Here is a 12,410-nt window from a genome sequence, read left to right as displayed (position 1 = left end):
CCCCAAGCCGCGCGTCATGTACATGGAACATCCTTTTACCGCTTCAGAAATCTCCGGATCGTGCTCGCATGTTGCGCAATTAGCTAACTTGCCTGCCACGCTTTTCTTTATACTTAACCCAGGCGCTAATTCATCTGCAACGGGCGCATTTCAAAATAATATTAATTCGTATGGAAGAGAAAAATGAAAATTCGCGCTTTACTGCTTGCTTTGGGCATGGCGACGGTGCTGACCGGTTGCCAGAATATGGACTCTAATGGACTGCTTTCTTCGGGTGCTGAAGCTTTTCAGGCCTATACGTTAAGCGATGCGCAGGTAAAAGCGCTGAGCGATCAATCCTGTCAAGAGCTCGACAGCAAAGCGAAAATCGCGCCGGCGAGCAGCGAATACACTAAACGACTGGCAAAAATTGCCGCCGCGCTGGGGGATAACATTAACGGCCAGCCGGTGAACTATAAGGTTTACGAGACGAAAGACGTCAACGCGTTTGCCATGGCGAACGGTTGTATCCGCGTCTACAGCGGACTGATGGATATGATGACCGACAACGAAGTTGAAGCCGTGATCGGCCATGAAATGGGCCATGTCGCGCTGGGTCATGTAAAGAAAGGGATGCAGGTCGCGCTGGGCACTAACGCCGTGCGCGTCGCGGCGGCATCGGCAGGAGGCGTTGTCGGCAGCCTGTCGCAATCACAGCTTGGCGATCTTGGCGAAAAACTGGTGAACTCGCAGTTCTCGCAGCGTCAGGAGTCCGAAGCGGATGATTATTCTTACGATCTGTTGCGCAAACGCGGTATCAGTCCGGCAGGACTCGCCACCAGCTTTGAGAAACTGGCAAAACTGGAAGCGGGTCGTCAAAGCTCGATGTTCGACGATCACCCGGCGTCCGCCGCACGCGCACAGCATGTGCGCGATCGTATGAGCGCAGACGGGATCAAATAACCCTCGAACAGTGCCGGATGACGGCGTGAACGCCTTATCCGGCCTACACAGGCCCGGTAAGCGTAGGCCGGATAAGCGCAGTGCCATCCGGCAAAACAACTTACTCGCCCTTCTTCGCCGCCTGGATATAGAGCATTTCTAATGCCAGCGTCGCGGCCGCCAGAGCGGTGATCTCCGACTGATCGTAAGCCGGCGCGACTTCCACTACATCCATACCGACAATGTTCAGATCTTTCAGACCGCGTACCAGTTTAATGGCGCGATCGGAGGTCAGGCCGCCGATCACCGGCGTACCGGTACCAGGCGCAAACGCCGGGTCCAGACAGTCGATATCAAAGGTCAGATAGACCGGCATATCGCCGACGATCTGTTTCACCTGAGCGAGAATATCATCCACGCCGCGATCGTTGACCTGGCAGGCATCCAGCACGGTAAAGCCATTGTCTTTGTCAAACTCAGTGCGAATACCGATCTGTACCGAATGATGCGGATCGATCAGGCCTTCTTTCGGCGCGGTGTAGAACATCGTGCCGTGATCGAATTCGCAGCCGTTAGCGTAGGTATCGGTATGCGCGTCAAAATGTACCAGCGCCATTTTGCCAAAATGTTTCGCGTGGGCGCGCAGCAGCGGCAGCGTGACGAAGTGGTCGCCGCCGAAAGAGAGCATACGCTTGCCTGCAGACAGCAGTTTTTCAGCGTGCGCCTGTAATTTTTCGCTCATTTCACGGGCATCGCCAAACGCATACACCAAATCGCCGCAGTCCACGACGTTCAGGCGCTCGCGCATGTCAAAATTCCACGGGAAACGGTGATGTTCCCAGGCGAGGTTGGTCGACACCTGACGGATCGCCGCCGGGCCATGACGGCCGCCAGCGCGACCGGACGTTGCCATATCAAACGGTACGCCAGTGATCACCCAGTCGGCATCGCTGTCATACGGCTGGAAGTTCATTGGCAGACGTAAAAAACCAAACGCATTAGAAACCAGTGAGTTATCGTACTGATGACCTAAGGTGCTCATGGCAAAAACCTCTTCTTAGTCAATATAAAAAAACCCTCCCGCGTCGTTAGGCCCGACGAGGAAGGGTTTGAATTTGTTTACGGCTCAAAGTTTACTCTGACAGACCGCATTATTGAAGTCAGTTTAGCCAGGTACAGTAGACAACGCCCGAAAAAAATATATATCCAGCGCAAATCAGTAGGCTCATACGTCCATCGCGGTCAGTTAAGAAGCCTTAGGGATTTGCCGCTGTAAAAACTCAAGCACTAATGCGTAAAACAGCGGTGTTTTTCCTGGCGTCTGGAAAATGGCGTGACCGCTACCGGGAATGAGGGTCATCTCCGCCTGAGGCAGCAGCCGGTACAGCTTCGTTACCTCTTCAACGGTGAAAAATTCATCCCGGTCGCCGTCCAGTAATAGCACAGGAATGTGGATTTTTTTCACCTCTTCTTCCGCCAGCGATGTGGGCGTTGTCCACATTGGCCAGACACCTTTGAGGAACGTGCGCCAGTAGTCTTTTTGCTCTGGATGATGCATGTTCTGATAAAATTTAACCATCCCGGGCGCATCCGAAGCCATTTTATCCAGATCGCGATCCGTCAATTGCCCCTGAGGCATTCCTTTACCATAAAAAATTTCCATCCCCTGCATGTAATGGGCCGTAGCAAAGCGATGCGTTGCGCCGCCGACGATAGCAGCGCGCGCTAGATCCGGGTATCGGCTGGTTAACTTCAGAACGACCATGCCGCCATCGCTGTAACCCATCACCAGCGGTTTTTCCAGCTTCAGCGCTTTAACAAAAGCCGCCATATCTTCCGCCATCAGATCATAGCTAAACGTTCCTTGCGGGTTATTGGTTAATCCATGTCCACGACTGTCCGGCATGATGACGCGAAAATATCGAGATGCTTCTTTCGCTAATCCCTGCCAACTTTTCGCCGTCAGACCACCACCGTGAATCAACAGCAGCGGAGGCCCCTCGCCCTCTTCAACGTAACGAATTTTGATACCATTCGCTTCCACAAATTTATCTTTGTCCATCGTTGTTGCTGAAGCATTTATTAAAAATATAATATTGATAATAAAAATAAATGCGAATTTAAAAATATGATTCATAACACCTCGCCAATCACTTTCCGTGTAAAAGACCATATTATTCAGGTTGAACAAAAAACAATATCAAAATCGATTCGTATCATTTTCACTTATTTACCGTGGAGACCCCGCATCATCTTTTTACAGAACGTAAAAAGCCTTTCCGCGATTAGCCTCAACGCGAAAAGGCTCTGAAGTCAGAAAAGTGCCACCTTATTCATTCTGGCTATAATTCAGGATGACTTGAAGGTCTCTTCCTGAATTGCATTTGGCGCTTTCTTTATTCCTTCGTCTGACAGGGCAAGCTTGACTCGCTAAATGCCGTGGCCGGAATTTTCACAATCGCTTTTTTAACCGGCGCAGGTTTACCACGCGTACAAAGCGGACGGTGGATCTGGTTGGGATAAAAAAGCGCGAAATCGCCAGGATTTAATGTAACGAACTGCTCATTAGCGACACATTCAGGAAAGATGATGTCATCAGGAAGATGCTCAAGCTCCTTTATCCTGGTATCAATTTTATTGGAATAGCCAATCTCCTCATAACCGCTTAGTAAAATCTGAACATCGATATATTTTTTATGAAGTTCAGCTTTGCGGTTTAACGAAGAGTGCGTTTCTCCTTCGCTTATCATAAGAAATGATTCCGGGAAAGAAAGTTCATATCTACCAGCAGGCTGGTCTTCAGCTATCTTCACCGCTTCGATGATAAGTTTTTTAATAATGTGGTTAACGTAAGGTAATAAAGTAAGCTGCTCTATATTTCCATATAGCATACTATAGTTATCCTAAATAATGGTCGTGATTATAATTATCAGCCAATCAGGTACTGGTAAATACCCTCAGCCACAGGAATACCTTCTTTTAAACATTTTTCTTTATAGGCGATTTGCGGATCGTTTGGCGCCAGCACTTTATCAACACCGGGCATCGGTTTTACAGCCCTTAGCTCATTGACCATTGTGCTCATTATTGAGGAAAACAGCGGATTGCCCAACATCTGCGGATCAATAACGATAACCAGACTCGCTAACTTGCGCATCTTGTCATAGTCGCCATACATCCGAACAATATGGTTGCTAAAGTTTGCCCCCATCAGGACGCCCGTGAGCGCATCAATCGCCAGGGCAATACCAGAACCTTTGTGTCCGCCAAAGGGCAGCAGATTTTCAATTTTATGCGGATCGGTAGTGATATGTCCCTCTTTATCCAGCGCCAGACCATGACCTATTGGTTTCCCGGTTTCTTTGGCGTGCAGAATTTTACCAAACGCAATGGCGCTGGTCGCCATATCGACGATCATCGGATGGCTGTCTTTAACGGGGAAGCCGAAGGCGATTGGGTTAGTCCCCAGAAAGCGCTCCGCGCCGCCATACGGCGCAACGCAGGTATCCGTTTGCGTCATGGCGATAGCCACCATTCCCTGGCTTGTCGCCTGCTCAATAAACCACGAGAGCGCGCCGCAGTGGGACGTATTTTTGACGCTGACGAAGCCCAGCCCCGTCTCTCTTGCCAGACTAATAGCGTGGTCTGTCGCCTTTATCAGCGCGCAGTGTCCCATTCCATCATCAGAGTCCAGAATAGCGACAGAAGGCGAAATCTGTTCGATGCTGAATGTTGCTTTTGGATTGAGCCCGCCTGCGTTCAGGCGGGTACAATAGTGCTCTACGCGAATAACGCCGTGGGAGTGAACGCCGGTAATATCGGCATGAACCAAAACGTCGGCTACCTGCTGCGCCGTTTGCGCGTCAAGACCCGCCTGGGTGAGTTTATTAAACGCCAGCGCTTTCAATTCATTTTCTTTGACTAATATTGTTGACATAACTATCCCGCTATTAAAATTTGATAACGCCTTTAACCAATTTTTTGTTTTCTACCACGTTCTTCTGGTACTGGTTGCCGAACGTATAGAAATCGAATTCCTGGTTTTTCATCATTGTTTCGCTAATAGCGCCCTGAGCCATTAGCTCAATGACACATTCGAAGTCTTCCCGCGTCGCGTTACGGCTGCTCAATAGCGTGGTCTCTTTTTTATGGAAGGTCGGATCGTCAATGACGAGCTCGCCGATATACAGCCCGATGAAGACGATTTTTCCGCCGTGACGAATCAGATCGACAGCGCGGCTCATGGAGGATTTATTGCCGGTGGCATCAAGCACAGTGCCGGCTAATTCACCGGAGAAACAGGCTTTCAGCGCATCAATATAGTCGTCTGACGACGGATCGAGCGTTGCAACGCCTACCTTTTCGGCGACCAGACGACGGCGTTCGGCGTCAATATCAGCTACCGCGACGCGAGCGCCTTTGGCTTTTGCTATCGCGGCGGCGGCCAGCCCAATCGGCCCGGCGCCGACCACCACAATGTTTTGCTGCGGCTTCACGTCAGCGCGGCGTACTGCGTGGGCGCTGATGGCGAAACACTCAACCAGCGCGCCCGCGCTGTCGGTGAGGTTATCCGACAGTTCAACCAGATTTTGTTCACGAACGGCCAGATATTCGCTAAAGCCGCCGTCCTGGTGAACGCCATACAGCGAGACGTTCTCACAGCAGTTGGTTTTTCCTTCCCGGCAGGCTGCGCAAGCGCCGCAAGGAATACAGGGAATAACGCTATAGCGTTGGCCGACCTTCGCCGTGCTGCACGATTTACCCAACATTTCCGCCACGCCGCAAATTTCATGACCCAGCACGCGCGGATAGGCAAAAAAGGGCTGGCGGCCAGCAAACGCATGGATATCGGTGCCGCAAATACCAACCGCTTTAATTTTTAACAGTACTTCATCGTCTTTTAAATGAGGAATATCTCTTTCAATGTATTCAATATTTCCCGGATTATTACAGATAAGCGTTTTCATACTTAACCCTTTGAAGATAAACGGTGAATGGTGGCCGTGACGCCATGTAACTCAATATGGTTAAAGGCCTGCTGAATGTCGTTTAAAAAGTCTGCGTTGTCGCCGGCCAGCGTTCCAAAGATGCTATTTATCTGCAGCAAAGACAGCGCTTGTTCCCATCGCGTGTTTTTATTTTTAATAGCCGCATTGAAGGTATCATTGAGCGGGTCGGCCACACTCTGCCCCTGAGAGAGGGTATTAATGACGTAATGGAGCCAGCCCGCAATCAGCGCCGCTAACGCCCTGCCCTTAACGCCGCGCGCCTGGAGCGTCAGATAAGGATCGACGGCCCGCTGAGGCAGCTTCTGAGAACCGTCCATCGCAATCTGTCCGGTCTTATGTTTAATGTTCGAGTTGCTGAATCGCTCAATGAGCAACTGCGCATATTGATGTACATCTACCGCCAAATTCGGGCGCAGCGATTTTGCCTGCTCTTCCGTCATTAAATGATGTACGGCGGTTTTAAAAGCGTCGTCTTCCATGCACTGATAGATAAACTCATATCCAGCCAGGCTGCCGTTATAGGCGAGAAACGAATGGCTGCCATTCAGCATACGAAGTTTCATTTCTTCATAGGGAAGCACGTCCGAGACGAACATCGCCCCTGCTTTATCCCAGTCAGGACGACCGGCAACGAAATTATCTTCGATAACCCACTGACGGAAATCCTCGCATACGATGCCGCAGGGATCGGCAAAACCGATCTGGTCTTTAATCATGTCAAATTGCTCTGGCGTCATTGCCGGCACGATGCGATCGACCATGGTGCCAGGAAAGGTGACATGCTTCGCTATCCAGGCCGCCAGTTGCGGATCGAGATTATCGGCAAACGTAACGATCGCCGTTTTGGTCAAATGACCGTTTTCCGGAATGTTATCGCACGACAGTACACTAAACGGGGGAAGCCCTTGCTGGCGGCGTATCCGTAGCGCTTCGACGATCAGTCCGAGTGCTGACCGGGGATGTTCAGGATCGGCAAGATCGTGTTTGATGAGCGGATGGCTGAGATCGAGCGTTCTGGACCGTGGATCGGTGCAGTAACCTTTTTCCGTTATCGTCAACGAAACAATTTTTACCTGCGGCTCAGTCAGCTTCTCGATCGCCGCCTGAATACCTGACTTCGGCGTATGCAACGCGCCGGTGATGGTACGAACCAGGCGACTATTGATGGCGCTGGCTGACGTTTCCACCACTGAAAACAGCCCCTGTTGCGCATTTAGCGCATCCACCAGCTCCGCATCGCCGAACAGATTCAGTTCAAAAATCCCCCAGCGGTTGCCGGTTATCTCATTCGTGAGATCGTTATAAACAGCCTGGTGACCACGGTGAAAGGCGCCAAATCCAATATGTACGATGTTGGCTTCCATCCCCTGACGTGGATAAGTTGTTTTGAATTGGTGCCTTGCGGCGTCTAACTGGCGAGCTATGGTGTCCATGAATTTTTCCCACTCCTGTTTTGTTTACCAATTCTGCTTAAACACCATACCAAAATCCGTGAATACGATCACACTCACGGCACCAGATTCTTTACCTTGGTATGCCGACTAATAGACAATGAATAAAAATAATTTATTTATCAATTAGTTATAAAACTCGCTTGTCAGGATAAATTTTACGATTCACAAAAGCGTGATTTTGATTAGAAAAATCGGCCACGAATTGGCATACCGCCCATACAACCCGCAATCATTAAACACCATGAAAAACAATATCTTATTGAATAACACGCCCGCTGCGAGCGTATATGTCACGCATGATTGGTTCAATAATTACCCGAAATACAGCAAACCAAATCTGATAATTTGTCTAGTGAATTAATGAACTCAATTTATTATCAGCATCAACGTTAACCTAAGAACATCAGTTACGGTTTTGATCATCCGGGTCGCTGCTAAAGCGATGGGGAGTGAGCCGCCTTTAGACGTAATTGTCAAATTAATCCATTGATTAAAAACAGGAAAAAATTAATGAAGACGCAGATTAGGCACGTTGAAACAAAGCTTTCAAAGCCCCTCTGGCCGAGGTCTTAGTTGACGCGAAACATGGCATAATAGCCATTTCGAACTGGTAACCACGACGATTACGCTGGAAGACGGTTCAACTGGCACCGGATATTCCTATACCGGCGGAAAGGGAGGGTATGCAATTAAAGCGATGATCGATCACGATCTTGCCCCGGTACTGTCAGGGAAAGAGGCGCTGCGATTGACGATATCTATGACTTTATGGAATAGCATATTCACTATATGGGTTGCGGAGGCATCGCGTCGTTTGCGATGTCTGCGGTGGATATCGCCCTTTGGGATTTGAAAGGCAAACGTGAAAAACTGCCGCTGTGGAAAATGGCTGGTTGAAGGCGGCGCGTCTGTCGACGAATAGCGGTCGTTTGGTATGCTCGCTCGGTATGCAGGAATTACACATCAGACTGGTTTCCGCATTCGAGACTGGCTGACTGGAGGTTCACAGTTTCCCGATCGAGCAATATACCAAACATCCGCTGGTGGTCGACAATTATCGCGCCGTGGCACCGGACACCTACGGCATTGGCGTAGAGTTTGACTGGGATAAGCTGAGCGTTTACGAAGCCTGATTCCCTCTCTTCGGGCTTGTTTTTGGCGGCAGGCCCGGTTAATCGCTGACAAAAATGTCATCCGCCTGAAAATAGCCGTCAGGTGGCGAAGAAAAAATCATCAAAATCTTCCAGCGAATCATCCTGTTGGAAGATTTTTACCAGCTCATTTTTACTGTTTTCAAGATGGGTCCACGAGGCCTGTCTGGCCTGCTCAGCATCGCGTTTTTGCAATGCAAGGAAGATACTACGGTGATCTTCCACCCATTTCATTCTTAACTCTTTCTTATGTAAATACTTATAGTTTAACTGCTTCCAGCGCGGATTTTCGGTCCTGACAGCCCGCCACAGCTCGGCAGATTGTTTCATTAATACACGATTTTGCGTGGATTCCGCGATGATATTGTGGAACTGGCGATCCAGTTCTTCAAATTTGTCGCTGTCGCCGCCAATCTGCTTTTCCTGCTGCTCAATAATACGTTTAAGCTGCTTAAGTTCATTAAATCTTATTTGCGTAGCGGCAAAACCGGTGATGTTGCTTTCGATGACCTGCCGGGCCTGTAGCAATTCAAAGGGGCCAATGTCTGAGTAAGGCAAGAGCGCTTTTTGATTGATTTTCTCCAGACTATCAATAAAGTAAGTGCCTGCGCCTTGCTTAACCTCTACCACTCCCTTCAGCTCAAGCATAATAATCGCCTCACGAATCGTCGTGCGGCTGGTTTGAAAACGCTCGCTGAGTTCTCTCTCCGCCGGAAGTCGCTCGCCAGCTTTAAATACCCCTGAATAGAGTAGTTCTTCTATTTGCAGCCCTATATCAAAATAGCGCCGCTTGGTTAAAATTTGTTCCATGCACATACCTATGTAGACAGCAATTGCTCCACTTGAGGGTAGTGTAAACAAATCCTAATGTTTATGGTAAACAATTTCCCTGCCAGAGAGTGGTCGTTTCTTTCCCGCAACCTACGGCTATGCGCGTCACACAGTCCTTCCCCACCAGACTCGGCAGGAAAGGCGCTGATTCCCATAACGCATATTTGACGTTTGATGCCGGGTTTATTTGCGGCAGGGCGGCGGCGCATACCCGTTATTGTCCGCCGGGAAAGCCTGCGAGGAACAAGGCGGTAGCGTATTTGTTGCTTTACCCTGCAATGCAAAAGCGGCAAAGCCAATGACGCCGATGTTGCGTACGTCGCCCTGCGCGGAGTGGGCCGCATAAGCGTCAGCTACGTCGGCGAACTGGAATGCCGCCTCAGTGTGTTTATCTTTGCGAAACCCTTTAATCGCCAGTGAATCGCCAGCGTTAACAATATAGCCATGATGATTCAGCGAGCCTGCTTTTCCGTTCAACACGTCCAGGCCATCAACCGTTGCGACGATTTCGTAATTGGTATCATGACTGTAATTACGAATATATAACTGATAGTTCATCCCTGATCTTGCAGGAATACTATATTGCCATTGTCCCATTGATGCGTTGTAGCGACGAGTAATTGGAATCGAATTAAAATTAGCGTCGCGCACAGCATATTCAAGATCGCTGATACGTATACTATAAACTTTATCGTAACCTGACGGATATTGAGTGGAGTAATTTATTATCACCATTTCGGCAGGTTCTCGATCGGCACGTTCTACCGAAACGCTTTGTACCGATGAATGCACGTCGCCGCCCCAGGCGGTGCCGACGTCGGATGAAGAGCCATTATTAGATTGCATTCCGCTGGAACAGCCGCCTAACAGCAAAAACAAGCCAACAATGACGGCATTAAATTTAAATTTGCTCATACTCATACCCCTTTTTAATTATTAGGGGGATTGTAGGCCCATAAAATCACATAGAGAAGCGGCACCGCTGATAATTAAGAATTTATAAAATATAAAAGGGTCGACTTAAATAATTAAATCGACCCACAAGCGGAATACTCTTAATTACTCATCTTCAAGATAAGTATAACCGTACAGTCCCGCTTCAAATTCCTCAAGGAACTGCTGCTGCAACGCATCGTCCAGATCCGTCTGTTTTACCTGGTCGCGGAAATGCGTTAACAACGTTTTTGGATCCAGTTGCACATATTGCAGCATATCCGCAACGGTATCGCCTTCGTCCGACAACTCAACCTCGACGCTACCATCCGGGAAGACAAACACGTCAACCGCTTCAGTATCGCCAAACAGGTTGTGCATGTTACCGAGGATCTCCTGATAGGCGCCGACCATAAAGAAGCCGAGCATCGGCGGATTCTCTGGATCGTATTCCGGCATCGGCATCGTCGTGGCGATACCGTCGCCATCGATATAGTGGTCAATAGCGCCATCGGAATCACAGGTTATATCCAGCAGCACGGCACGACGTTCCGGTACCTGATCTAACCCTTCCAGCGGCAGTACCGGGAAGAGCTGATCGATTCCCCACGCGTCCGGCATTGACTGGAACAGCGAGAAGTTGACGTACATTTTGTCCGCCATCCGCTCTTGCAGTTCGTCGATAATCGGACGATGCGCACGGTTTTGCGGGTCCAGTTGCTTCTGCACTTCATGGCACATGCTGAGATAAAGTTGCTCCGCCCAGGCGCGCTCCTGCAAACTAAACGCGCCGGAAGAGTAGCCGATATGAATATCGTGCAGATCCATTTGGCTATCATGCAGCCATTCACGCAGCGAGCGGCGAGTGCCAGGCTTATGCATCTCCTGCCAGGTTTCCCACAGATTTTGCAGCGCGCGCGGCGCATCTTCAGCAGGGGCAGTCGGATCCGTGTATTCGTTACGCTCCACGCCGATAATGTTAGAGACCAGTACCGTATGGTGCGCAGTGACGGCGCGGCCAGACTCGGTAATCACCGTCGGATGCGGTAAACCATGCTCTTCGCAGGCATCGCCAATCGCCCAGATGATGTTATTGGCATATTCGTTCAGGCCATAGTTCACCGAACAGTCGGACTGCGAGCGGGTACCTTCATAATCCACGCCCAGACCGCCGCCCACGTCGAAGCACTGGATATTAACGCCCAGCTTATGCAGCTCAACATAGAAACGCGCGGACTCGCGCACGCCGGTCGCGATATCGCGAATGTTCGCCATCTGCGATCCCAGGTGGAAGTGCAACAGTTGCAGACTGTCCAGACGCCCGGCGTCACGCAGGGTCTCCACCAGTTGCAGCACCTGCGTCGCCGCCAGGCCGAATTTTGATTTTTCGCCGCCGGAGGATTGCCACTTACCGGATCCCTGAGAGGCCAGACGCGCACGCACGCCCAAGCGAGGAACCACATTCAGGCGCTCGGCCTCTTCCAGCACAATCGCGATTTCAGACATCTTTTCGATGACCAGATAAACCTTATGGCCCATCTTCTCGCCAATCAGCGCCAGCCGAATATATTCACGGTCTTTATAACCATTACAGACGATCACGCTACGGGTCATGCCGGCATGCGCCAGCACCGCCATCAATTCCGCTTTTGACCCCGCTTCCAGCCCCAACGGTTCACCGGAATGGATAAGGGACTCGATCACGCGGCGATGCTGATTGACCTTAATCGGATAAACGAGGAAGTAGTCGCCGTTATAACCGTAAGATTCACGCGCACGCTTAAACGCCGCGTTAATTGAACGCAAACGGTGTTGCAGGATCTGCGGGAAGCAGAACAGCGCCGGCAGACGCTGGCCTTGCGCTTCGCGCGCTTTCACCAGTTTGGCAAGATCGACACGCGCTTCCGGTACGTCGGGATCGGGGCATACGCTGATATGGCCCAGCTCGTTGACGTCGTAGTAGTTATTGCCCCACCAGGCAATATTGTAAGTGCGCAGCATCTTGCTGGCTTCCTGGGAGCTCATTGCAACCTCCTGCATGGAGCGTAGTACACCCTGTTCGCCTGCTGACGAAGGCGAACCCATAGACATGTCGTCAGACATAGCGAACC

The 12,410-nt window shown here is 50.2% G+C and carries 11 protein-coding genes; 2 read left to right on the top strand and 9 right to left on the bottom strand.

The genetic code is table 11. The features are described from left to right. Positions 1-183: 183 nt before the first annotated feature. Positions 184-942, top strand: a complete 759-nt coding sequence (locus tag NA330_RS05995) for a M48 family metallopeptidase (RefSeq protein ID WP_000701830.1) — start codon at positions 184-186, stop codon at positions 940-942. Positions 943-1,042: 100 nt separating this feature from the next. On the opposite strand, the gene speB is transcribed toward NA330_RS05995, so the two are convergent. From speB to NA330_RS05965, 6 genes are all read right to left on the bottom strand, one after another. Continuing rightward, on the bottom strand, positions 1,043-1,963 hold the full coding sequence (gene speB, locus NA330_RS05990) for an agmatinase (RefSeq protein WP_000105550.1): 921 nt from the start codon (positions 1,961-1,963) through the stop codon (positions 1,043-1,045). Positions 1,964-2,167: 204 nt separating this feature from the next. Next, complete coding sequence (locus tag NA330_RS05985; protein ID WP_077943753.1) at positions 2,168-3,094, bottom strand: alpha/beta fold hydrolase; 927 nt, start codon at positions 3,092-3,094, stop codon at positions 2,168-2,170. Between the two features lie 223 nt (positions 3,095-3,317). Then, complete coding sequence (locus tag NA330_RS05980; RefSeq protein ID WP_000965537.1) at positions 3,318-3,812, bottom strand: YhcH/YjgK/YiaL family protein; 495 nt, start codon at positions 3,810-3,812, stop codon at positions 3,318-3,320. A 38-nt stretch (positions 3,813-3,850) separates the two neighbouring features. Further along, positions 3,851-4,858, bottom strand: coding sequence for an Ldh family oxidoreductase (locus tag NA330_RS05975; protein WP_000104231.1), 1,008 nt, complete (start codon positions 4,856-4,858; stop codon positions 3,851-3,853). A 13-nt stretch (positions 4,859-4,871) separates the two neighbouring features. Beyond that, the gene (locus NA330_RS05970) at positions 4,872-5,888 is read right to left on the bottom strand and encodes a zinc-binding alcohol dehydrogenase family protein (protein ID WP_000853913.1); all 1,017 of its coding nucleotides are present in this window, start codon (positions 5,886-5,888) and stop codon (positions 4,872-4,874) included. Positions 5,889-5,890: 2 nt separating this feature from the next. Further along, entirely contained in the window at positions 5,891-7,363 is a 1,473-nt protein-coding gene (locus NA330_RS05965; protein WP_023241575.1) for a mannitol dehydrogenase family protein, read from the bottom strand. 810 nt (positions 7,364-8,173) lie between these two features. On the opposite strand from NA330_RS05965, the gene NA330_RS05960 reads away from it, so the two are divergent. Then, positions 8,174-8,281, top strand: coding sequence for a racemase (locus NA330_RS05960; RefSeq protein ID WP_001667677.1), 108 nt, complete (start codon positions 8,174-8,176; stop codon positions 8,279-8,281). A gap of 314 nt (positions 8,282-8,595) precedes the next feature. Here the strand turns inward: NA330_RS05960 and NA330_RS05955 are convergent, their stop codons facing one another. From NA330_RS05955 to speA, 3 genes are all read right to left on the bottom strand, one after another. After that, entirely contained in the window at positions 8,596-9,396 is an 801-nt protein-coding gene (locus NA330_RS05955) for a FadR/GntR family transcriptional regulator (protein WP_001576357.1), read from the bottom strand. Positions 9,397-9,549: 153 nt separating this feature from the next. After that, the gene (locus tag NA330_RS05950) at positions 9,550-10,281 is read right to left on the bottom strand and encodes a hypothetical protein (RefSeq protein WP_000032793.1); all 732 of its coding nucleotides are present in this window, start codon (positions 10,279-10,281) and stop codon (positions 9,550-9,552) included. Positions 10,282-10,425: 144 nt separating this feature from the next. Further along, the gene (gene speA, locus NA330_RS05945; RefSeq protein ID WP_001278580.1) at positions 10,426-12,402 is read right to left on the bottom strand and encodes a biosynthetic arginine decarboxylase; all 1,977 of its coding nucleotides are present in this window, start codon (positions 12,400-12,402) and stop codon (positions 10,426-10,428) included. Between the last annotated feature and the right edge of the window lie 8 nt (positions 12,403-12,410).

This window comes from Salmonella sp. NW722, from assembly GCF_051702785.1.
Classification (GTDB): domain Bacteria; phylum Pseudomonadota; class Gammaproteobacteria; order Enterobacterales; family Enterobacteriaceae; genus Salmonella; species Salmonella enterica.
This window is presented reverse-complemented; position numbering and strand designations above follow the sequence as displayed.